This is a genomic window from Ferrimicrobium sp. (assembly GCF_027364955.1).
Taxonomy (GTDB): domain Bacteria; phylum Actinomycetota; class Acidimicrobiia; order Acidimicrobiales; family Acidimicrobiaceae; genus Ferrimicrobium.
Window position 1 is genome coordinate 47006 of record NZ_DAHXOI010000013.1, and the last position, 23478, is coordinate 70483.

The following is a 23478-nucleotide window of genomic DNA, read 5'->3' on the forward strand; positions in this document are numbered from 1 at the left end:
CTTTAACCACCGCCAGCCAACTATTATTCATTCACGCCACAAACCACGTTCATCGCTGCCCGCTTCCTCATGGGTGTGCAGTCTCCAAAGCATGCTGCGCACAACTTGGGCTAGCAGAATAGGCGCTGACTGGAGCACATCATGGCCAGCGTTTGGAGACACCATCAAGGTGGCCTGCGGGAGACGATCAGCGGCGTGTACCATTGCGGCCAACGGCACGACGCGATCACGCAGGCCAGCGACCACCACCGAAGGACAGCGAACATTGCGTAGCTCGCTCTCCACGAGACGCAGCTCGTCGAGGAGATGGCGCTGTTCAGCCAGGAAACTCCTTCTCGTACGCCCAAACTGGGAGCGGCGCGCGGGGCCAAGGCTGACCCCAGCAATGAGGGCAGATGTCATCGCTCCCAGAAAGCGCGCCGCTAGGAGACGATCGACGGCGACCAGGGAGCTTTGTGTGATCGGTGGGGCGACGAGCACAAGCCCCTTCACTCGCTCGGGCTCCAGCTGCGCCGCACGCACCGCGATAGTAGCCCCCAGCGAGTGCCCGATCAGGACAACCCTGGAGGTCTTCAGCTGGTCCAAGACCCACGAGGCGTTCGCCTCAATCCCGATCACGCCAAGTGGATTTGCACCCCAGCCGGGGCGATCGAGACTCACTACTGGCCAACGATGATCCATCCATCGATAGACCGGGGCAAAGTCCTCCTTTTGGCCCGGCTGTCCGTGGAGAAAAATCACCTCCACTTCAGTTGCCGTCATGGTGGAGTTCGGCATCAACACGAACCTCAGAGCGGGCAAGATAGATCAACGCCAGTATCTCCACAACGAGGGCTCCAAGACTCGCAAAGGTACTCGCACCAGCCCGGAAGAGCGGCGTCTGTAACGCGAGTGCACTGATCGCAATGGCAGCAATCGGTTCGCCCACGGTGACCAACGGCAAGACCCGTGCGAGGCTCTGTCGCTGGAAGGCACTCTGCACGACCAGCAATGCGAGGCCCCCCACCACGACGAGTACCCAGAGCTCCCAGTGTTCTACGGTGCGCAGGGCGCCCTCTTGGGTCCACAGAATGCCCACCTCGCGTTCGAAGATCGAAACGACCCCGAGGAGCGCTGCCCCTATCATCGCCTGTATCCGTCCATGACCTGCCAACAGCGGACGCAAAAGGGTGACCGTCATGACACCAATCACGACTCCAATTCCCCCGATCACGATGGATGCACCAACGTAGATCGTCTCTCCACTCGCCTGTGGACTGAGCACCAGGAAGGTGATCAACGCCCCACAGCTGACGAGTAACGCAATGACGTCGCCAACACCCACAGGACGCCGGGCAAGAAAATGCTCGAGAAGAATGGCAAGCACAAAGCCACTCGCCAAGATCGGCAGCACCTGGGGAACGGAACCGTACTTGAGGGCAAAGAACTGGGCCACACCTCCTACGACATCGAAGATGGCCCCCAATCCAAAGCGCGGATTAGCCAGCAGCTTCCATAGGAGACTGAAGCGCAGATTGAGCTCGCTAGCCGATGCGGTGCTCGCTTGGAATTGCAACACTGCGGCCATTCCAAAACAAATCGCCGCCAGTAAAGATAGAAGCACTACCACGAGGTCTCTAAGTCTATGGCGAACTGGTAGAATCATCTGCAATGTCAAGCACTAAGGCACTCCTGCTCTCGGCGAGAATGGGAGGTGGCCACAACGGAGTAGCCCGAGTGATCTCGGAGGAGCTCAATAGCTACGGTATTACGTGTGAAACTCGCGATTTTCTTGATGCTTCCCCTCGTATGGGTCGGCTTTTGGAACGGGGTTTCAAACTTGAAGTCGAACGAGCCCCGTGGGCGTATCAACTCGAATTCTGGCTTTGGAACACCTTCTCCCCGATGGCCACCATCACGCGACGTGCACTGCAGGCCTTCTTCCAACGTGGCGTAGTTCGGTGGATTGAGGAGACCGAGCCCGACATCATTATCGCTTTGCACCCCTTTAGTGCACAGCTCCTCGGTCAGATGAGGCACCAAAAAAACCCGGTCATCTCACACCGACCGATTGCTACCTTCCTCACCGATTATTCCGTTCACCCACTCTGGGTTCACCCCGCCGTCGACCTGCACCTGTGCGTCTCGGAGACGGCAGCCATTCAGGCACGGAACCGAGCGGGTGCCAACGGAGAGATCGTGGTCACCGGACCCTTCGTTGAGGCTCGCTTTTTTCATCCTGTTGATCAGCATGCCGCGAGAGAGGCTCTCGGTATCCCCAACGACCGATCGGTCGTCCTCATCGCCTCAGGTTCCTGGGGGGTGGGGGACATCGCCCAAACCTTCGAGCTGCTCGCCGCCGAAGAGGATCTCTTTCCCGTTGCCCTGTGCGGACGTAACAGCGATCTGCAGGCACAACTCGAACGCCACGGTGGCGGACTGTCTGTCGGTTGGACCGAGGAGATACGCCTCTACATGGCGGCCGCCGACGTCGTCATTCAAAACGCGGGAGGATTGACCTCACTTGAGGCCATGGCGGCACAACGACCGGTGATATCGTACCGACCCATCGCTGGACATGGGCGCGAAAACATAGCAGCGATGGAGTCCGTCGGTGCGACAGTCTGGTGTCATAATGAGAAACAACTCGTCCAGCAGGTACGCAACTTAAGCCTCCATCCAACCGAACAGGTCACCAAACAACTGGATCAGTTTCAAACTGCGCCCCATCAGCCGATCCTGGAGCTCCTCCACGAAGCCCGGTTGACACCGACAACCCGCCATGGCGTGTGGGCGTTACGTCTGACAAGGACCGCCGCCATGCTGATCGTGCTCTTTGTGGTCGCTAATCTCCTGTCGGGCGTCATCGGCTATCATGGCCTCAACCTAACGAGAACCGCCAACAAATCCGACTACGTCTATCTCTCCACACGCCTCCCCGCACCGGCGCTTCTGAACCCGTCGATCGACAGCATGATCATCGACGAGGGCATCGGAGTCGTCGTCACCGGTCAACAGGCCATAGCCCATCCCGGCGCTGTACGGTACGCCTTTCACCAGGGGGTTCAGGTCATCAACGGTGGCAGCGGCAGCTCCTCGGACTTCAATTTCATCCTTCCCGAAAACGACCTCTCGACAGGACGCGCCGACCTGGCTCGGGTACTCGGGGTCCAGATCAACGCCTACCTCCCACAGAACACCATGAATGCCGTAGATCTCGCCTGGGCGTCACTCCACCACCAGACCGTCATCCCTGCTCGTATACTGGCCCACCACTTCAATCTGACACCGCACCCTGGCGCCATCCTCGAACTCAATCTGAGCCAGCTATCAGTCGCCAATGCGAAAGCCGAACTCCAGATGGAGATCAAACACCTGAACACTGACCATCTCACTCTCGCCCCCTTTGCAACCTTGCATGGGTCCCAAGGCGTGCGAGCATGAAGACCTCAACCGCCGTCCTCACCCTTGCGAGCACCAGAGTTGCTCTCCATGCTGCATCCTTTCTCACACACAGCTGGATCCTCGCTCCCTACACCGCCCCCTGGCTCCTTGGGGATGGTCACCCCCAGTCCATTGCCCTGACCTTCGATGACGGCCCAGACCCAATCTCCACGCCACTGCTATTGGACCTTTTGGACGCTAACGACATCAAAGCGACGTTTTTTATGCTCGGCGAGATGGTAGATCGCCAACCGGGACTCGCCCGTGACATCCTCGCGCGAGGCCACGAACTCGGCACGCATGGCTACTGGCACAAGAATCACCTGATCCGCAGTGCCCGCAGCATCCGTTACGATCTCGCTCGCGCACTCGCGTCCATCGAAACCGCCACGGGGACCCGTCCCACCTGGTATCGGCCACCCTATGGTGTCGTCACACGAGCAGATCTCACCGCCGCCCATGCGGAGGGCCTGCGCCTGGTACTTTGGGGAACGTGGGGTAGGGACTGGCGGCGCCAAGCATCGTCGGTATCGGTGATGGCAGATCTACGGTCACGGTTCCACCCTGGCGTCACCATACTCCTCCATGACTCCGATTGCACCTCCTACCCGGGGTCGTTTCAGGCGACGCTGCAGGCTCTTCCTCAGCTCATCGACCTCGCCCATTCCCAGCGTTTAACCTTCGCCACCCTCTCCCGACACGGCATCTGAATCCTCAGGCCTCAGCCGCCGACGTAGCCATGGCGCGACCAGACGTCGTGCCAACACTTGAAAACCACTGGCAATAGGGATCCCCACCAGCGCTCCAGGAACCCCTGCTAACTGTGCTCCGATCAAAACGGCTAACAAGATCCAGAGGGGATTGAGCTGCACCGTGTGCGAAAGGATCACTGGATTAAGAAGATGATTCTCTATCTGTTGATAGACAAGAAATACCACCAAGAGAATAATCGCCGGTACTAACCCATGCAAGAGGGCGAGCCCAACAGCGGGAATGCCTGCCAACAGACCACCTACCAGTGGAATAAGGTCGACTAATCCAACCCAGACAGAGACCAGCAGTGCGAAGGGGAGCCCAAGGGATCGAAAGGTGATGTAGACGACGACACCAGCAACGATCGAAGTGGCAAGATTACCGAGCACGTAACCGCTGACCGCCACCCCCGTCTCGTGCAGAGCGCTCCGTAGATGCTGTTGCCGCTCGACTGGCAGCATTCCAACCACCACGTCAATTCCCTTTGGACCTTCAAGCGAGAAAAATACCGTCAGCATCGCCGTGATCACCGCGTCGGTCAAGAACGATAGTACTCCCTTAGCGGCGAGGAGGGCCGGCTCTAGCGCGGTGCTGGCAAACTTCGCCAACCCCTGGGCGGAGAGGTTGAGATAGTGTTCAAGATGGAATTTACGCAACAACGACACAATGCGCGTTTTCCGATGGGTCACCGTTTGGATGAGCCCGGGAAGATCATTAGCAAGCCGTATGCCCGCCGAATAGAGCGGGACACTGAAGATCAGCAGAAGACCGACAAGTACTCCGGCAGCCACAAAGACGGTTAGCGCGACGGCGGCCCCACGCGGAAAGTGCAGACGTCGCAACAGATTCACCAGTGGCTCGACAATGATTGCGCCAACGATCGCGACGAGAACCTCAATAGCAAGGACTTTGACGTACAGCACAAAGACCAGTGCCAGTATGACACCGACGATGCCGATCTCTGCTAGGAAAATCTGCTTGCCCAGACCTTGATAGCGATGGGAAGATCCTTGGGTGGTCATGGATGCCCCCTCGCGCTCACACCGTACATTACCGACCAACCTCCACTCCCACCAAGCGCTAGCGGCACTCCTCGTACGCCGTACGACTCCATCCGAAAGCTCCTTGCTTGTGCCCGTTCACCATCGCATAGTCCGACGCACGTGCCGACAACACCCATCCACGCAATCAGTAGGAACAACTCACCCTAGTCCACCCGATCATGCTTCTTGTCCGTCCACAGAACCCCAACCTACACAAAGTCAGCTAGGGTGGTATCGTGAGCACTTGGCGGTCCAAGAGTGGTGGGAGTCGCCGTCGGACCTCTCGTCACCTTCCTACAGAACAGTCGCGCGAGGTCATCACTGGTACCCGACGTAGTCTAGGCAAACTGATCCGCCATTTCGCGATCCGCGGAATCTGGGGGTTCGCCATCCTCCTCGTCGTTGAGTACCTGGTGATTCCCCAAATCGCAGGGGCTCGCAAAACCCTACACCTCCTCAGTCATGCGAACTACTGGCTAATCCCGCTGGCGATTCTTGCCGAAGCATTTTCCCTCTTCGCCTACGCCAAACTCACCTCAGCCGTGTTACCCCAGCCACAACCCTCCTTGAAATCGCTGGCAAAGGTCGATCTCTCCGGACTCGCCGTCTCCCACGTGCTACCGGGTGGAACTGCGAGTGGCGCCGGACTCACTGTGCGGCTGCTGAACGGTCTCGGCGTCCGGGGAACCGACGCGGGTGTCGCCTTAGCCACCCAAGGCATTGGCTCGGCCGTGGTGCTGAACCTCATGCTCTGGCTTGCCCTGATCGTCTCGCTACCCTTGTTTGGGTTCAACATCCTCTACCTCATCGTGGCCGGGTTAGGGATTGTCCTGATGGCGGCGGTGATCGGGCTAGTACTCACTCTCACCCGAGGCAATGACCGTGTGGTCTTGCTCGTGGATAAGCTGGTGAGAAAACTTCCCTTCCTCAGACGTTTTCAAGCGCAACTACACGCAGGAATCATCCGCGCAGGCCAGCGAGTCCGTGCGCTCGCGAGTGATCCACAGCTCCTTAAGCGCGCTATCACCTGGGCTGCGTGCAACTGGCTCTTTGATGCGTTGAGTCTGTGGATCATGTTGCTGGCTTTTGGCTCGCTGGTCAACCCTGACGCCCTCCTCGTCAGTTACGGTATCGCCAACGTCGCCGCCGCGATCCCCATCACCCCTGGCGGACTCGGTGTTGTCGAAGGCATTATGATACCACTCATCACCGGCTTTGGTACCGCGAAGGGCATCGCGATCCTCGGGGTGCTCTCGTATCGCCTCTTCAACTTCTGGATTCCAATTCCGATCGGTGTCGGCACCTACGTCTCGCTCAAACTCAGCCGGGGAGAGGAAATTACTATGGAGCTCGACAGGATCGACCCACCCCCTGACGACGAGGACAAGCCAAAACGATGAGTAGCTAACACCTCAGCTGCAACGCAAGGCAAAGGCCAACCTTGCGAGCATCGATCAATCAATGCCAGCCAGGTGGACCTGGTCCCCCACCCGCTCCAACGAACCCACGATTAGGTCACATACGGATCGTCAACGCTCCTTGTACGCGCTACGGCGAGGTGATCAGCCGTTCCTTCATCAGTGCTGTTGTACGATGATGTGCGTTGGCAGGCCCTGGGCCACCTCGGCTGCCTCAGGGTACATCTCAGAAAGCGTCGGGTGCGGATGAATCGTGAGTGCGAGATCGTCGATGGTGGCACCCAACTCAATCGCGAGCGCTGCCTCACTGATGAGATTTGACGCATCAACACCTACGATATGTACGCCAAGGAGTCGCTTGGTACTCGCAACGGCAATCAGTTTGACTTCACCGACCGATGCGCCTAAGACAATCGCGCGACCATTAGCCCGATAGGGAAACCGAGCCACTAGTACGTCGTCTCCATGGGCCGTATGCGCATCCTGCTCACCCATCCCGACGGAGGCCACCTCCGGCTCAGCAAAGATCACCGCTGGTATGACGGTCGCATCATTTCCGGCCGCATGGCCAGCGGCGACCTCTGCGGCGACCTTGGCCTCGTAGTAGGCCTTGTGGGCGAGCATCGGCCCAGGAACGATATCCCCAATGGCAAATACATGCGCATTCGATGTGCGCATCTGGTCATCGACCACAACGCGTCCGTCGGAACCAAGAGCAACGCCTGCTAGTTCGAGCCCGAGATCCTCACCCAAGTTAGGAACCCGACCGACCATGACGGCTACCGCACTCCCACGGATCTCCTCGACTGCATCCCCCCGAACCATCTCCACGACAACCGCATCGCCCGCGGTCTTCATACTCTTCACCGCAACGCCCGTATACACCTCGACGCCCATCTGCTTCAGGACCGTCCTCAGTGTTCGTTGGATCTCCGGTTCGACGCCCATCAAGATCTCTGGAGCTGTCTCAAGGATCGTTACCTTGGTTCCAAGACGCGCGTGGGCACTGCCTAGCTCGATACCGATATAGCCACCCCCGACGATGATCAAATCGCGGCGAATCACAGGCGTGAAGAGGAGGTCAGTAGAGTCCAACACCCGTTGATGATCAACGACAAAACCATCAAGCTCACGAGGCGACGATCCCGTTGCCAAGATGCAGTCCTTGAACTTGATCCTGCTGGTGTCGTGGCTCGCACGGATTCGAACCTCATTGCGACCGACGAAGCTCGCCTCGCCTTCAACGATCTCGACGTCCGCCGCCTTGAGCAGTTGACGAACCCCTGAGGTGAGCCGCTCAACGCTTGCCGTCACGGTCTGTGAGAGGGCAATGGGGTCAACATGGGCATCCTCGGTCACCACCCCTTTTTTGGCGAGACTATCAAGCTCATGAAAACGGCTCGAAAGCTCGATCAACGCCTTCGAGGGGATACATCCAATGTTGAGACAGACCCCACCGATCGCTCCACGCTCGACTACGGTAACCGATCGTCCGAGTTGTGACGCACGGATCGCCGCACTATAGCCACCCGGACCTCCACCGATGACGAGGAGATCCGCCTGTTCTGTGAATTCGCCGACGACCAACTACTTCATCTCCATCATCAACTGCACCGGATCACTGAGTAAGCTGATCACCCGCATCAGGAATCTCGACGCATAGCCACCATCGATAATTCGATGATCAAAGGTGAGAGAGAGCGTCATCACGTCTCCGACACCCACGGTGTCGTCCGCAAGGACGACTGGGCGTTTACGGATCGGACCCACTCCGAGGATTCCCACTTCGGGGTAGTTGATGATTGGCGTGGCATAGACTCCACCGATGGTTCCGTAGTTGGTAATCGTGAAGGTCGAGCCCGTGAGTTCTCCCGAGGTAAGCGTGTGACTCCTAGCGCCCTCAATCAGACGATTGAGTTCACGCGAGACCTCAACAAGTGATTTTTCTCCGACAGAACGCAGGACTGGCACCATGAGTCCCTGCGGGTCATCGACCGCGAAACCCAGGTGCACATCCGCGTACGTCACGATCTCGGCTGCCTCCTCGTCGAGTCGACCATTGAGATCGGGGAACTGGGCGAGGACTCCAGCCACCGCCTTCGCGATTAACGGGAGATAGCTAATACGTTCAGGCGCTAAGCGCGCATTCATATCACGGCGCAGCGCCACCAACGCCGCCACATTCGCCTCTTCAAAGACCGATACTTGGACCGCATGCGACCACGAGCGAGCCATGTTCTCCGCGATCCGCTTTCGGATCCCCACCAGCGGCCGTCGTTGCTCGTTGGTCACAACGGTGGGCACAAAAGCTGAGGTGGCGGGCGGGACTACCACTTGTTCACTTACACCAGTGGCCTCACTCGCGACAGCAGCCTGCAGGTCCTCCGCCACGACACGGCCATCAGGACCGGTACCTCGCACCAAGTTGACATCGAGACCGAGTTCGCGAGCTAGCCTGCGTACCGCTGGCGTCGCCAGCGCTCGCCCGCCGGTCGCTCCAACCACTTCCCGCGAGGGGGTGGCGATGGGTGGCCGCGCTGGGGCCTCAGCCCCCTTGGCAGCTGGAGCAACCGGCGCAGAGCTTGCTTCATTCCGCGACGGCGACACATCAGCGCCGGCATCAGGACTACCACCACTCGGTTGATCGGTCGAGAAGGCGACGACCACCTCACCAACGTTCACGGTATCGCCCTCATGAAAGAGGACCTTATCGATCGATCCCGTCACCGGGGCACCGATCGTCACGACTGCCTTATCGGTCTCAACATCGAGCAAGGGCTCGTCACGCTTGACATCATCGCCCTCTTGGTGATACCACTTGACGATCTGCGCCTCGTGCAACCCCTCGCCAACATCAGGAAACTTCCACTCCACTATCGCTTACTCCTTAAAATCGCACTGATGCCAAGGCGGTGGTGATCACCTGGGAGGTGTCGGGCAACCAGAGATCCTCAAACATTGTCATTGGGTACGGGGTGTCATAGCCTGTCACTCGCAGTACTGGGGCTTCAAGATAGAGGAATGCCTTCTCCTGGATGACTGCTGCTAGCTCGCCACCGAACCCAGAGGTCCGCACTGCTTCGTGCACCACGACCGCGCGCTGGGTCTTTTGGACCGAAGCCACGATCGTCTCCTCGTCGAGTGGGGTCAACGTCCGCAAGTCAATCACCTCGGGGGAGATGTCGTACTGGGCGACCAACTCATCAGCAGCCGCGAGTATCAGTGCCATCGATGGTCCCCAGCCAATCAGCGTCACATCGGTACCTTGACGTACCACATTGGCCTTACCAAGCGGGACTCGATAGGCCTCCTCAGGCACCTCGTCTCGGAAGGCACGATAGAGTCGCATAGGTTCAAGGAACAACACCGGATCGGGGTCATCGATCGCACTGAGCAAAAGACCCTTCGCATCGTAGGGGTTCGAGGGCGTTACCACCTTGATGCCCGGCGTATGGGTAAAAAGTGCCTCAAGCGAATCTGAGTGGATCTCCGGAGCCTTGACTCCGCCACCAAATGGTGCGCGGATCACCATGGGCGCGCCATAACGCCCAAGTGAACGAAAACGCACGCGCGCCGCCTGGGAGGCGATCTGATCCATCGTCTCATAGATAAAACCAAAGAACTGGATCTCCGCTACGGGCTTCATTCCGGCCATTGCGAGTCCAACAGAGGTCCCCACGATTCCTGACTCCGCTAGCGGGGTATCGATCACTCGCTCGCCACCGAACTTCTCAAAAAGACCATCGGTAATGCGGAAGACTCCACCGTCTTTGCCAACGTCTTCACCGAGGATGATCACCGCGTCATCCTCAAGTAAGGCAGATTCCAAAGCTTGATTCAATGCCTGTGCAATCGTCAACTTTGCCATATCAAGCTCCTACCTCTTTGACTCGGGCCTCAAACTGTGCGCGCTGCGACGCCAGACCAGCCGGGACGTCAGCATAAACATTATCGAAAAGGACAAGTGGCGATATCTCAAGTGCCTCACGGAAGGTAGCGAGAATCTCCTCCACCTTGGCCTCAGAGTCACTATCCATGGTGGCCAGCTCCTCATCACTGAGTAGCCCCTCACCTCGCAGCCACTTCTCAAGTCGAGTCAAGGGATCGCGCCGTATCCAAAGATCCTCCTCCTCAACTGCGCGATATTTACCGGGATCATCGGCGGTGGTATGCGCCCCCAAGCGGTAGGTCACCGCCTCGACAAGGAAGGGCCCTTCACCATTACGAACGCGGGCCGAAAGCTCGTGCATCAAATTGGCGACGGCAACATAATCATTACCATCTACGCGGAAACCCTCGATGCCATAGGCTACTGAGCGCTGGGCGATCGTCTCGGCATGCATCTGCCGGGACAGAGGGACCGAGATAGCCCACTGGTTGTTCTCGCAGAAGAAGATCAGTGGCACCTCGAGCACCGAGGCAAAGTTCATCGCTTCATGGAAGTCACCCTGTGAGGTGGCGCCATCGCCAAAAGTCACCACCGTTGCTACCCCTTCATGGCGGAGTTTGGTTGCCCATGCGACACCAACACCGTGGAGGGTTTGGGCAGCGATCACCACTTGTGCTGGCAACACCTGCTTCCCCGCTGGAATATCACCCAAGCTTGGGTGACCCTTCGAGAAGAACAATGCATGCTCCATAGGGACACCCCGTAAATAACTTGCTGCCCAATCACGATATGTTGGGACTAACCAGTCGCGATCATCGAGCGCAGCCACTGCCCCCATCTGAGCAGCCTCTTGCCCTTTGAAGGGAGCATACGTCCCGATCACACCTTGACGCTGGAGATTCCATGCTCGCTCATCAAAGGTGCGTAGAAAACGCATCGTGGTGTAGGTCTCCTTGAGATCCTTCGCGGTCAGGACTCCGAGTTCGCCAACTAGCTTTCCATCCTGATCGAGCCGCTGTATCAGCGGAAACATCTCATTACCATCGGTCACGACAGACCACCCCCTTTCTGGGTTGCCCTCGGGCATGTCCACCTATGTGCTGAGGTGGCATGCTCTAGCCAGGTCGATAGTCTTGGGATCGCCAAGTCGACTAACGCCAACCTCCAATATAGTGCATCAACGACGAACGAGCCAAGACTGACCTTTCGTAAAGGTTAGAGTTCAAACGTTACCGACTGGTTACAAGTTTTAGAATTCCTCGCCCCCAAGTGCACGCAGCAACGCCAGCAACACACCGATCCCACGCCGCGTCGAGGGAAGTTTCATCTGCCTCGCCAGCTCCCTCCAGGAGGGAACCTCGCTGGTGGCGACCTTTGTCGAAGTCGCCTGAATTCCGTTGGCGAGTCGTTCAACAAGCAGCGGTGTATAGGACCCAGTCAACAGTGAAAGCTTGGCAATACGAGTGATCGCAGCGCGTCCACTGTTGGAGTCCAATCGCTCCAGCAGCACGGCCAGGGCATCAGCGCCACCGTGACGCAGGGCATACACCGTTTCTTGGAGCTTCGATGATTGAGACCCAACCGCACTCGTCACTGTTGGGGTCAGAGGGGACTGGTAATCGATCGGTTCCGCCATCAGTACCTCACTTTCGTTCCATAGGCATTTGCGACACCGCGCCGCCCACTGGGTCATGGTAATCACCCCTGGAACGCTTTGCCTCGATGTTAACGCCGCGCTGTGGGGTGCGATGTCCATAGCGGAAATTATGCTTTGGGAGCGCCCGGCGCGGCTTATCGTCAAGCACCTCCAGCTTGGCTGCCAACTCTTTGTAGGCCGGTGTATGGGTAGCCCCATCGACCTCTGAAGAGGTGAGGAAGTTCACCGCCATCTCGTTGTGCTGGGCATTCATCGGCAGGTAGACCTGGTTGCCTTGGACCCTGTCCGTAATCACCGCACGTACCTTGACCGAGCCCCGGCGAGAGGTCAGCCGAAGGAACGAACCATCAACCACCCCTCGTTCTTTGGCCAACTCTGGCGAGACTTCAACAAAGGGTTCCGGTGTCATCTGTGAGATGCCTGGCACTCGATACGTCATGTTACCCTCATGAAAGTGCTCCAAGAGTCGACCATTGTTGACATGAATATCGTACTCCTCATCAACCTCGTCGGTGGGAGTCGAGTACCCAACAGGGTAGAACCTCGCTTTCCCAGAGGGAAAGTGAAAACGATCGAGATACAGTGTTGGCGTATCGGTTCCATCCTCGGCAACCGGCCACTGCAGCGATCGATAGCCCGCTAAGCGCTCGTAGCTGACGCCAACGAACATCTCCGCGAGACTCGCCGCCTCTGCCATAATATCGGAGGGGTGTTCATAGGACCATGGGGCGCCCATCGCTCGTGCAATACCTTGGGTGATCTGCCAGTCGGGCCGCGCCTCAGCAAGCGGATCAAGCACCCGGTACAGACGCTGAAGTCGCCGTTCCGTACTGGTAAAGGTGCCTTCTTTTTCCAATGAGGGTGCCGCAGGTAACACGACATCGGCAAACCGAGCCGTCTGCGAGAAAAAGATATCCTGGACGACAAAGAACTCAAGCTCGCGAAAGGCATCCTGCACGACAGTGGAGTTTGCGTCTACCAGACCCATCTCCTCACCGGTCAGCAGAAGGGCCTTCAGCGTTCCGGCGTGAATCGCATCCACCATCTCGTGGTTGTCCAGGCCTCGGGTCGTTGGCATCGTCTTGTTCCATGCTGCCTCATACTTTGCCACCACTCCAGGATCATCAACCGACTCGTAGCCAGGAAAATAGGTCGGCATCGCACCAAAGTCACTCGCCCCTTGCACGTTGTTGTGACCACGCAACGGGTAAGCCCCGCATCCAGGCTTCCCGAAGTTACCGGAGACCAACAGCAAGTTGGCGATGGCCGTCGAGGTATCAGAACCTCCGCTATGTTGGGTCACTCCCATCGCCCAGAGAACGGCAATAGAACCCGCATGGGCAAGTGTCTCAAAGACGGCGATCAGCGTCTCCTCAGCGACGCCAGTGACTCCGGCAGCATAGGCGACCGTGAATGGTTCTAACGAGGTTAAGAAGTCGGCGAAGTTCTCAACCTTGTCGACGATGAACTTCTCGTCATGATATCCATGGTCAATCAGGTACCGACTCGCAGCCGACAACCAAACCAGGTCGGTGCCTGGACGGGGTGCAAACCAGATATCGGCACGCTCAGCCATCTCATGTTTGCGCAGATCGGCAACGATGAGCTTTTGGCCTCGCGTCTTGTGGCCCCGTTTTACTCTGGTCGCGATGACTGGATGGCTCTCGGCGGTATTCGAACCTACGATCAAGACAAGATCGCTCGCTTCGATATCGGTCGCCGAACCCGAGTCACCACCATAGCCGACCGTTCGCCATAGCCCCATCGTTGCTGGTGACTGGCAATAGCGAGAACAGTTGTCCACATTGTGGGTTCCAATCACGGCCCGTGCTAGTTTCTGAGCGAGGAACGCCTCCTCATTGGTGCACTTCGACGAGGCGATGACCCCGACAGCGTCAGGACCATCACGCTCAACGATCGCTTTGAGCGAATCAGCGATATAGCTAAATGCCTCGTCCCACGTTGCCTGACGGAACTGGCCACCATCGCGAATTAACGGATGTTCTAGACGGTCAGCACTGTTGACATAGTCCCAACCGAACTTACCCTTTACACAGGTCGAGATACCGTTCATCGGGCCGTGTTCCGGCTGGACTTTGAGTATGGTGCGCCCCTTGGTCCAGAGGTCGAAGGAGCACCCGACGCCGCAGTAGGTACAGACCGTCTTCGTCTTCTTGACGAGCTGTCGCCGGAGTCGCTCCTCCATCTCGGAGAGCATAAAGATGGGTTTGAGTCCAATCGCCGGTTCGAGCGCCTTTGTGAGGTTGATCATCGGTTCGCGCACCTTTGGCTTGATGTTGGTAGCGATGCCTGCCTTACCAATCATCGACTTCTCCATCAACGCGTTGCAGGGACAGACCGTCACGCAGTGTCCACAGCTCACACAACTGGACTCTCCTGCCGGGACACCGCCATCAAAGACAACACGAGGGATGGGTAACGACCAGTCGATTGACAACGTCTCGTTGACCTGGACCTCTTGACAGGCTTGCACACATCGCCCACACAGGATGCATTGCGACGGATCATAACGATAGAAAGGGTGGCTATCGTCAATGGCATAAGGTTTTGGTCGAAACGGCTCGGGCTGGTCGTTGATGCCCATGTCACGAATGCTGTTATGCAGGACGCAGTCCGCGTTGTTGTTATCGCAAATAGTGCAGTAGAGGTCATGGTTGACAAGCAGGCGTTGTGCACCAGCCACCCGCTCACGCGCGACGCTCTGTAAACGCACCACCTCGCCACCAGTGACGGTGTGCTCGCAGGCTCGCTGGGTGAGCCCATTAACTGTGACCAGGCACAGGTCGCAGGTCCCGATCGTGCCAAGCATCGGGTGATAGCACACCTGTGGAACGCCGACCTGGGCCCGGTTAAGCACCTCTATGAGCAACTCTCCCGAGGTCGCCGCGTATGTGGTCCCACTCACCGTAATCTCTATTGCTTCGCTCAACAGAACCTCCCCTCAGAGCTACAGTAGCATAGAGTCGACGAGCTGCGGCGTGGATCGCTCGCCTCGATGTTGCGACGGCGCCCGATTCATCGATGGTGCGCCCCCTGTTTTCGCCATGCTCACTAACCTGTCAAGAGTGATTGATCTCAACGAACCAGTGACCGTCGACTACCATTTTGACATTCTCTGCCCATTTGCCTATATGACCTCCAAGTGGATCCGCCAGGTTCGCGAGCAAGTTCCATTGACGATCAACTGGAGGTTCTTCAGTCTTGAGGAGGTCAATCGGGAGGACACAAAGCGCCATCCCTGGGAACGTTCATGGTCCTATGGTTGGTCCATGCTTCGCATCGCCGCGCTCCTTCGACGCCAGGATCCCATACTCGTCGACCGATGGTATGCCAGTGCCGGCTTTGCCCTTCACGAAGCCGGTCAAAAACCCCACGATCCGTCAGTGGCGCGCGAGCTCTTGACGGAGTTGGATCTGGACCCGAGCTTGGTCGAAGCGTCGATGGATGATCCGACCCTCGATGACGAGATCCGGTACGACCATGAAAGAGTACTGGCCGCGGGAGGTTTTGGGGTACCGACGCTGATCTTTGACAACGACCAGACCCTCTTTGGCCCGGTCCTCATTGATCCACCGTCTGGAGAACAGGCGCTTGAGCTATGGACGATGGTCCTTACTGCATCACGACATGCAAACTTCTTCGAACTCCAACAGCCCAAGGGGCCAACGCAGCTCAATGCCATCACCAGTGCACTGGAGCCCTACCTCCAAGGGCGTGACTGGAAAAGTATCAATCGAGGTAAAGAGGTGACCTTCGGCGACGACATCGACACAACCAGCGCAGGCCGGCCAGCTGCGCCAGCAACGAATTCAGGCGAATAGCTCGTGGATCCCGTCGTCACAACGCTCATGGCAGAGTGGGACGCCATCAGTCTGTTCATCGCTCAGATCACCGAGGATCAATGGTTGCAACCATCGATCCTTCCACACTGGACAAACTTCGACATTCTTGCTCACATCGTAGGCACGGAGCTCTTCTTGAGTGGTGCATCGCCCTTCGACGGGCCGCTTCCCACAGATCGCCACTACGCCAACGAAATCGCCGAGCTCAATGACCGTTGGCTAGTCACATTACGTCAACTATCGGTCAACGAACTCCTGGCCAGCTACCACAACACCATTGCCCAACGCATCCATGTGCTGTCGACCCTCACCGACGCAGAACTCGATGCCACGGGTTGGACACCCATTGGACAAGCACCGTTCCGGCGGTTTCTTCAGATTCGCATCTTCGACTGCTGGGTCCATGAGCAGGATCTACGTCGTTCTCTTGATCTACCTGGTCATGAATCTGGAGCAGTCGTGGAGGCGAGTATCGACGAGGTGGAGCGCGCCATCGGTTATATCATCGGCAAGCAGGCCCGCCTTCCCAAAGGGAGTACCGTGGTCGTATCCCTCACCGGCGGAGCGCCAAGAACCTGGAACATCGAGGTGGGAGAACGAGCACGGCTTGTGCCCTCAATCGAGACACCCTCCTGTCGGTTACAGATAGACTCCACCCTCTTTATGGCACTTGCTTGTGGGAGAGTCGACCCGCATCAGACCGACGACTCCATCATGATCGAGGGGGATCAGGCGATTGCAAACCAGATCGTCACCAACCTCGCCTTTACTATCTAATCACCTTGAGGGGACGCTCATCTCTGGTGAAACGGAAGTTACGAATGCTGAGGTTCTTGGCCCGTGACCTTGAATTGATAGGTACCCGCGACAAGAGACTGCCGTAGCCGACCCTGGATCGCGAGGAGTTCGAGATGATATTTGGTCTCCATCACCGCTAACATCTGATTGAACGGGTCAAGTTCTACCAAGTGGCGTCGCCGTCGCGTCCAACGGAGAACGCTCGCTACTTCGTAAGGACTTGATGCCCCCTCGATCACCGCAGCCTCGGTAGCTCCCAGCCGATCATCGTGATGAGCAAGCAACTCATCGACCCTACGGTAGAACCCAGGTGCAGGCATCCCGTGGGCTGGAAGCAGATGGGCCTCGGGGAGATGTCGTACGCGTCGCAGCGAACGTAGATAGTTACCGAGTGGATCCGGATACACCAGTGGTTCAAACCCGATCGATGGGGTGATGTGTGGAAGCACATGATCTCCAGCGAACAACAATCGACTGCTGTCGTCGTAAAAGATGACATGTCCTCGCGTATGTCCAGGGGTTGCGATGACCCGCAACTGCCGATTCACAAGCTCGATCGTCTCCTCCTGGAGCCAAACATCGGGCTCTTCATAGAGTGAGCCAGCAATATCTTCGGTGTCAGACGAAGGCTTGATGTTTGCCACCAACGCGTTCGCCCCACAGCGTTCCAGTTCCACCAGCTGATCGTGCAGGGGATTGCCGGTGGGATGGGAGGCATGGTTCATCGACTCGCGCTCTCCGGCGCCAAGATAGATCCGATTCCCAAACTCACGCCGAACAGCGACTGCCTGCGTGTAATGATCACGGTGGATGTGGGTGACGAGGAACGTGCTGATATCGCCGAGGGATGCGTTCAGACTTCTGAGTGCTAGTTCAAGAGCGGATCGCGCCACCACAAGCTGTTGGCCAGAGTCGATCACTACTAATCGATCTCCGTCCACGATCGCATAGACATTAACCGCCCGCAGACCATCATGGGGTAGTGGCAGCGGAATACGGTAAACATCTGCCGCCACCTGAAAGCAACCCGGTGCATCCCACGATGGATCCTCTGACTCTTGTAAACTCAACGCTACTCCTCTATCCCTCAACGAGCCTATCTGGGATTTGAGGCCGATACAAGACACGCACCGTGCGAATCGCTGACACTAGAGGTTGCAAAAGGATGAACACCGAATTCGATCTGATACCCCAACTACAAGCACCCGATCTGCGGATCTATCGCTCCCCAGCTACTTCGCGATAGTAGGCGATAGCTTCAGCGATACCAGTTTCAAAACCGATGGTTGCCCGAAAGCCGAGCTGGTCCTGGAGGTCGATCGCTCCACCGCGTGCAAAGACACCGACGGGACGATCATCACGGCCGACAACATTGGTTTCATACCCACAACTTTGGACAGCTAAACGAGCAAACTCAAGAAAACTGGTCAAACGCCCGGTTGACAGGTTGACAGCTCCCCCATCACCGATCGCATCCATGGTGGCGATCACACCACGAACACAATCATCGATGTGAATAAAGTCGCGCATCTGGCGTCCACTGCCCCACACAACCAAAGGTTCACCAGGTGATCCAGCCAAGGCGCGTTTACAGATGGAAGGGAACGGATAGCTATCATCCTGGTCGGCGCCGTACCCGGAGAAGGGACGGTAGCACACGGATGCGAGCCCATGACGCTCATACGCGAGTCGGGCCAGATACTCGCAGGTCAACTTGGCCCAACCATAGGACATGTCTGGCATGCCAATATCATCGCCAAAGTCAATCATCTCCTCTGAAAGCAGTACATAACCGCTCTCTCGTTGGAGTTTGATGGGATAGGCAGCACTCGAGGAGAAACAGATGGTCTTGGCTGGTCGCGCCTCAGCAGCCCATTGCCAGTATTGCGCATCGATCGAAAGATCATCAGCAATGGCTAATGGGTTGGCCTCGATCATCAACCGCCCACCCACCATGGCCGCCAAGTGCAGTACGAGCTCGAATGATTCGAGGGGATTGTCCCGAAAGTAATCACGACAGTCTTGCCGATAAAAATGGAAATGATCATACTCGCGGGGATCAAAAAGTGGCCAACGGTCTGAGGGATCGATACCACCGGTCGCTGGCTCGATCGGATCAACGACATGGACTTCATCCCCAGCATCGAGAAAGTGGCGAGTGAAATGCCGTCCAACGAAACCGGCACCACCGGTGATAAGCACCCGGCGCACTAGCGAAAGTGCCTACGGTAAAGGTCCCATGCACGAACGGCAGGTCCCGGAAGATACGCGACGATGGACTCGGGGTCTCTCTTCAGATCCCGAATCAACGAGAGATTGTTGGTGTAGCCGATGATCTCCGCCTTCAAATCCCGGATGAGGTCATGTTCATTCCGATCCTGGTAGACCGAGGGTTCGCTAAAGACTGCCTGGAATCCATGCGCCTGAACATAGTAGGCAGCCCAGATATCATCCATCCTCCCGATGTGCGGATAGAGAAAGTAGCACGGAACCACCTCCCGAGCCAGCATCGTATTCTGAGAGTTAAAAGGAGCCATCACTGAACTCGCGATGGGAAAGAAGGAGGGGTCAAACTCGCATTCTGGAGCATGCTCTAAGCGACAAATCGCATCAATATCTGGATCACCATTCCAGAATCCAGCATCGACATCAACCTTGACTCGTCGCACCACGGGTTCCTCATAGTGGCGTTGTGACAAGAGCTCCAATGGATATCCACGATGCCAGAGCGCCCGGTAATTTGTCGCCCCCACGGGATCGAAAGCATCGAGGCTGGTCGCATGCCACCGCACCTCGACCTCGGATCCCACCAATACCTGGCTGCCCCAGTTGGCTTGTGGGATATTATCGTCGTCGATCAACGCGATCACCTCGGCGCCCATCTCATACGCCAACAGAATACCGAAATTACGGCGCTGAATGCAGTTCCATCCGATAGCATCCGAAAGCTCGTGATCATAGCGTTCTTGATCCGCTGGCGAGACGTACCGTCCCCGCTTGAGCTGATAGTCCGTGGGTGTCTTTCGATCCCCAATGACGATGAGATTCCAATCTTCCATGGCATCGTAGCGGCGAATCGCCTCTGTCGGCGGGTTGATCGTCGTGGTAACTATGGTCTTCATCATGACTTGGTGCAGTGTAGCTAGGGTGTCGTAGTCAACAGGCCAGCAACTGGTTGCAATCTCGTCCGTATTCCGATCCGAAAGTATACAAAAGTTCGCAAAAAGGTGTTTGACGACTCTCCCTCGGTTCGAGCGCTCCATCGAGAAGGGATTTCATAGATAGGAACACCCAGCCGTAGCGGTTTGACGATGGTCTCCAAAAGGAAAGGGTGCCGCAACTCCTCCCAGCGAATCGCACGCACAAGTGCGGTAGGAAAAAGGCGATAGCCATAGGTCATGTCCGTAAGCGAAGTCTGATATAGCACAGCGAAGCTGGCCTGGAACAACTTATTCAGCCCAAGCTTGATAGGTGAGTAGCCAGAAAACGAGCCTCCATTCGCCCAGCGAGATGCCGTGATGACGGCTTGAGGCAAGGATTTGGCTCGCTCGATCATCGTCACGACGTCATGAGGATCGGTCTCGAGATCGCTTGCCATCATGATGACGTGGCTACCCTCTGCGATCATGAAACCTTCACGAATCGCCCCTCCGAGAAAAGGCAAGGACTGCCGATGCACCCGCAGACGGCTTCCATACTGCGACTGCAGCCCAGCAACCACCGCTAAACTGCCTTCGCTCGTCCGAGGAGAAGTGAGCACGAGATACTCGCACACGTCGGCACCAGCCTCGGCCTCGATAATGGCAACCGTCCGCTCTAAGGCCTCAGTTTCATTCATCACCGGCAACAAGACAGTAGCCGCTTGAAACTCGCGGGCACTTGGCACCTTCGGCATCTCTTCTCGCTTCCCTGGCTGATTCATCCACAAGCATGGTACCCGACGACCATCAATCACCTGACGCTTGGACCGACCACTGAGCTACAACCCCCGTTGAGTTGCCTGTTCTCAACGAATCACTCAATAGCCGGGATCGCTTCCTCAGATCTATCGTGGCGTTCGCATGCTGGAACCATCACCATCAGGCAGCCAGCAAACCATCACCGAACGTACCACATTGGCCGAACACCGGTCTCCGATTACTGCTTCCGAGGTGTCGGCGCTGCCACTCGGCAAGCCTTTGGAATCAGTTCCACCATTAGTTGGCTGACTGGACCTCGGGGTTCGCCATCAAGAGCAACGATAAACGGATGGGTCGCACGCAACTGTAGCTCCGTCACTTCTTCTATCATCGCACGTCTTGGCACTCGACGTGCACGTTGTCGAAACAGACTGCCAATCTCCCCAATCGCGATCCGCCACGCCGCACGCGAGATCATGACTAGCTGAGCGACACCATCATCAGGAGCGCCGCTAGGTAGAGTGATCCCAACCCTTCCCCCGATACGGGGCGCATTGACCACTGCCACGTTGAGATATCTCTCGGTTGTCGCATGACCGTTGACCAGCACCTCCAGATCGACCGATCGACGCCCGTGCCACGTGGCTAATGCAACCACCGGATAGAGCAATGGACGTCGCCACCCATGAATATTTTGAACCCTCTGTGCGAAGTCAGCTACCAAACCAACACTGAGAGCATGTACAGCCACACCCAGATTCGTGCTGAGCATGTCGACCTCACGGGAGGCCGCGCCACTGGCAGCCAACGCTGCCTCTTCTGGATATAGCGGAATCGCCAACGACCGAGCTATGTCATTCCCAGTGCCAGTAGGAAGGATGCCGAGCTCCGTGTCCGTAACTGCGATCTTCGCGATAGCGGCCCCTATAGTGCCATCACCTCCGGCAGCGATAACCCTGCCTGCTGGCCCTACCAACTTTGTAGCGGCATCGATAGCAGCGCAAAGATCCCCAGCCTTTACGAGGACGACCTCAGTTCCACCATCACGCTTCGCATCGAGCATGCGGCGGGCCCGTCGAAAGAGCCGGGTCGACCCGGAATCAACATTGGCTACGATAACAACTCTTGGCCGCTGGCATACGCGAGAAGGACTGCGCCGACCCATCGTAAACTTCTCACAAACTCGCACTGCTACGCCAGCGCTAACGGCCGCCATCAACGACCAACCAACATCACCTCGCCAACCACGCGTCCTGGATCCATGCAGCGCAAAGACACCGGCAGCAAGAGCGAGTGGGAGGCGTGTCGGTGGCGCTACTCGACCAAACCCGTAGGCAAGGCCGATCCAAAGACCTCTTGGGTGCCGCGTCCCAAGGCAACCCACCACCGCCGCGACCCCAACAGTCTGCGCTGCGAGTGGCCGACCCCTACGGAGTAGTCGGCTAACAGCCACCACGGCGAGAAGATAACTGCTCACATCCCATAGGTCCGTCGATCTTCTTGTGTCTCGTTTCTGTGGACCCATGATGGCAACCCAGAATATCCTCTCCAGGGCATTTCCGACCAAACCATTGCCTTGGGCCCCGCCAAGACCACTAGGAAACACCACCAACCCAGACCCTTCCACGAAGGCAGGAGCCCTATCACCGGGTGAACATGTAGGCAAAACTAGTGGTTCTGCCCGGGCCGTTGTCAACCCGGCCAGTATCAACAGAGTATCAAAGATGCTATTCCGCTCGTCAATGTATTTTAAAGAACACCATCAGCTCGCTCAGCATGCCGATACTCTCCAATCGTGACCAAAATCGTGATCATCAATCATGACAAAGATCGGGTCGCTGACGCCAGCGGAGAAATCAGAACAACCTCTGAGCACCGCATAGTCGCTCATGATCAGCCTGGTATGTGATGGCTGGCGCGCGACCAACGACATCTCGCTTCAAACCGCCTACAGTCGAGGCTCCCACACCACCATGTCAACTAGGAGAAGCATACTGCGATACATCTATCGCCGAAGACAAGCCATTACGTCTCCTCATTCCAGTGGGATCAGCAGCCACTGACTCAACAAAACTGTTCTGGGCAACCGCGAGGTTAGCAAACCGCATGGCAGTACAGGTGGTCGTGCTCCACTGCCGTGAATGGGAACTCGCCAACAGAGTCAAGTATTTCCGCGATACCATCGAGGAGGCGAATGCTATCATCGCCAATGCACTTTCGTGGTTTGACGCCCTCCACATACCCGCCCATGGACTTCTACGCGATGTCGAACGAGGGTTCGTTGGAATCGGTATCGCTGACACCTGTGGCGAGTACCCGATCGACTCCATCATGGTTGGCCTACACCGCAGGCGACGTACATTACACCGCCACCTTGGTCCGACCATTGCACAAATCGAACGACGCGTTGATTGCCCGGTGATCATCATCAATCTGGACGCATAGCAGATCGACCAGAAGTACCGGAGGGCTTCACCTACCCGATCCACACCTTAGCAATCTTCGCCAGGACGTCGAATGGCGCAGTCTTTGTAGCCTTTGACAAGCAGGGTTGGTTGGAGTATCACGATCAGACATACGTGATGAGATAGAAGGTGTTTGAACTAGTAGTATAATTATGTGGCGATTTGTGGAACTTTTGTGGCGAACCGTACTATGCTGATAGTATGAAACTTTCGGAATACGCCGCTAAGAATGGGATCAAGTACAGAGCGGCCTGGAATAGATTTAAAGCC

Annotated in this window: 20 protein-coding genes; 6 read left to right on the forward strand and 14 right to left on the reverse strand. The window is 57.0% G+C overall.

Annotation, left to right across the window (positions count from 1 at the left end; translation table 11 throughout):
- Window positions 1-27 precede the first annotated feature (27 nt).
- Together M7Q83_RS09570 and M7Q83_RS09575 are read right to left on the reverse strand one after the other, a co-directional pair.
- On the reverse strand, window positions 28-777 hold the full coding sequence (locus tag M7Q83_RS09570; protein ID WP_298337954.1) for an alpha/beta hydrolase: 750 nt from the start codon (window positions 775-777) through the stop codon (window positions 28-30).
- A complete protein-coding gene (locus M7Q83_RS09575; protein ID WP_298337956.1) occupies window positions 749-1603 on the reverse strand; it encodes a hypothetical protein in 855 nt (284 codons plus the stop codon). The genes M7Q83_RS09570 and M7Q83_RS09575 overlap by 29 nt, the downstream gene beginning before the upstream one ends.
- A 47-nt stretch (window positions 1604-1650) precedes the next feature.
- Here M7Q83_RS09575 and M7Q83_RS09580 point away from each other — a divergent pair, with 47 nt between their 5' ends.
- Together M7Q83_RS09580 and M7Q83_RS09585 are read left to right on the forward strand one after the other, a co-directional pair.
- On the forward strand, window positions 1651-3423 hold the full coding sequence (locus tag M7Q83_RS09580; protein ID WP_298337958.1) for a glycosyltransferase: 1773 nt from the start codon (window positions 1651-1653) through the stop codon (window positions 3421-3423).
- Window positions 3420-4133, forward strand: coding sequence for a polysaccharide deacetylase family protein (locus tag M7Q83_RS09585; RefSeq protein ID WP_298337960.1), 714 nt, complete (start codon window positions 3420-3422; stop codon window positions 4131-4133). Before M7Q83_RS09580 ends, M7Q83_RS09585 begins: the two co-directional genes overlap by 4 nt.
- Here M7Q83_RS09585 and M7Q83_RS09590 read toward each other — a convergent pair.
- Window positions 4098-5198, reverse strand: coding sequence for an AI-2E family transporter (locus M7Q83_RS09590; RefSeq protein WP_298337962.1), 1101 nt, complete (start codon window positions 5196-5198; stop codon window positions 4098-4100). The two genes, M7Q83_RS09585 and M7Q83_RS09590, sit on opposite strands and share 36 nt — an antisense overlap.
- 257 nt (window positions 5199-5455) lie before the next feature.
- Between M7Q83_RS09590 and M7Q83_RS09595 the strand changes: the two genes are divergently transcribed.
- Window positions 5456-6619, forward strand: coding sequence for a lysylphosphatidylglycerol synthase transmembrane domain-containing protein (locus M7Q83_RS09595; protein ID WP_298337964.1), 1164 nt, complete (start codon window positions 5456-5458; stop codon window positions 6617-6619).
- Between the two features lie 177 nt (window positions 6620-6796).
- Here the strand turns inward: M7Q83_RS09595 and lpdA are convergent, their stop codons facing one another.
- The 6 genes from lpdA to fdhF form a co-directional block, all read right to left on the reverse strand.
- Window positions 6797-8224 (reverse strand): dihydrolipoyl dehydrogenase, encoded by a 1428-nt coding sequence (gene lpdA, locus M7Q83_RS09600; RefSeq protein ID WP_298337966.1) that lies wholly within the window; start codon window positions 8222-8224, stop codon window positions 6797-6799.
- Window positions 8225-9511 carry a dihydrolipoamide acetyltransferase family protein gene (locus tag M7Q83_RS09605; protein ID WP_298337969.1) on the reverse strand — a complete coding sequence of 429 codons (1287 nt, stop codon included), beginning with the start codon at window positions 9509-9511 and terminating at the stop codon, window positions 8225-8227.
- Between the two features lie 13 nt (window positions 9512-9524).
- Complete coding sequence (locus M7Q83_RS09610; protein WP_298337971.1) at window positions 9525-10505, reverse strand: alpha-ketoacid dehydrogenase subunit beta; 981 nt, start codon at window positions 10503-10505, stop codon at window positions 9525-9527.
- Between the two features lies 1 nt (window position 10506).
- Window positions 10507-11577 (reverse strand): pyruvate dehydrogenase (acetyl-transferring) E1 component subunit alpha, encoded by a 1071-nt coding sequence (gene pdhA / locus M7Q83_RS09615; RefSeq protein ID WP_298337973.1) that lies wholly within the window; start codon window positions 11575-11577, stop codon window positions 10507-10509.
- Window positions 11578-11775: 198 nt separating this feature from the next.
- Window positions 11776-12162 carry a DUF1641 domain-containing protein gene (locus tag M7Q83_RS09620; protein WP_298337974.1) on the reverse strand — a complete coding sequence of 129 codons (387 nt, stop codon included), beginning with the start codon at window positions 12160-12162 and terminating at the stop codon, window positions 11776-11778.
- 7 nt (window positions 12163-12169) lie between these two features.
- Entirely contained in the window at window positions 12170-15133 is a 2964-nt protein-coding gene (gene fdhF / locus M7Q83_RS09625; RefSeq protein WP_298337976.1) for a formate dehydrogenase subunit alpha, read from the reverse strand.
- A 136-nt stretch (window positions 15134-15269) separates the two neighbouring features.
- Here fdhF and M7Q83_RS09630 point away from each other — a divergent pair, with 136 nt between their 5' ends.
- Together M7Q83_RS09630 and M7Q83_RS09635 are read left to right on the forward strand one after the other, a co-directional pair.
- Window positions 15270-16025, forward strand: coding sequence for a DsbA family protein (locus tag M7Q83_RS09630; protein WP_298337978.1), 756 nt, complete (start codon window positions 15270-15272; stop codon window positions 16023-16025).
- A gap of 3 nt (window positions 16026-16028) precedes the next feature.
- Window positions 16029-16823 carry a maleylpyruvate isomerase family mycothiol-dependent enzyme gene (locus tag M7Q83_RS09635; RefSeq protein ID WP_298337980.1) on the forward strand — a complete coding sequence of 265 codons (795 nt, stop codon included), beginning with the start codon at window positions 16029-16031 and terminating at the stop codon, window positions 16821-16823.
- 38 nt (window positions 16824-16861) lie between these two features.
- On the opposite strand, the gene M7Q83_RS09640 is transcribed toward M7Q83_RS09635, so the two are convergent.
- The 5 genes from M7Q83_RS09640 to M7Q83_RS09660 form a co-directional block, all read right to left on the reverse strand.
- On the reverse strand, window positions 16862-17914 hold the full coding sequence (locus M7Q83_RS09640; RefSeq protein ID WP_298337982.1) for an MBL fold metallo-hydrolase: 1053 nt from the start codon (window positions 17912-17914) through the stop codon (window positions 16862-16864).
- A 148-nt stretch (window positions 17915-18062) separates the two neighbouring features.
- Window positions 18063-19055 (reverse strand): NAD-dependent epimerase/dehydratase family protein, encoded by a 993-nt coding sequence (locus tag M7Q83_RS09645; protein ID WP_298337984.1) that lies wholly within the window; start codon window positions 19053-19055, stop codon window positions 18063-18065.
- Window positions 19055-19969, reverse strand: a complete 915-nt coding sequence (locus M7Q83_RS09650; RefSeq protein WP_298337987.1) for a hypothetical protein — start codon at window positions 19967-19969, stop codon at window positions 19055-19057. The genes M7Q83_RS09645 and M7Q83_RS09650 overlap by 1 nt, the downstream gene beginning before the upstream one ends.
- A gap of 17 nt (window positions 19970-19986) precedes the next feature.
- Window positions 19987-20766: a glycosyltransferase family 2 protein gene (locus M7Q83_RS09655; RefSeq protein ID WP_298337989.1), complete on the reverse strand. Its 780-nt coding sequence runs from the start codon at window positions 20764-20766 to the stop codon at window positions 19987-19989.
- Window positions 20767-20981: 215 nt separating this feature from the next.
- Entirely contained in the window at window positions 20982-22352 is a 1371-nt protein-coding gene (locus M7Q83_RS09660; protein ID WP_298337991.1) for a diacylglycerol kinase family protein, read from the reverse strand.
- Between the two features lie 299 nt (window positions 22353-22651).
- On the opposite strand from M7Q83_RS09660, the gene M7Q83_RS09665 reads away from it, so the two are divergent.
- The gene (locus M7Q83_RS09665) at window positions 22652-23188 is read left to right on the forward strand and encodes a universal stress protein (protein WP_298337993.1); all 537 of its coding nucleotides are present in this window, start codon (window positions 22652-22654) and stop codon (window positions 23186-23188) included.
- Window positions 23189-23478: the final 290 nt, after the last annotated feature.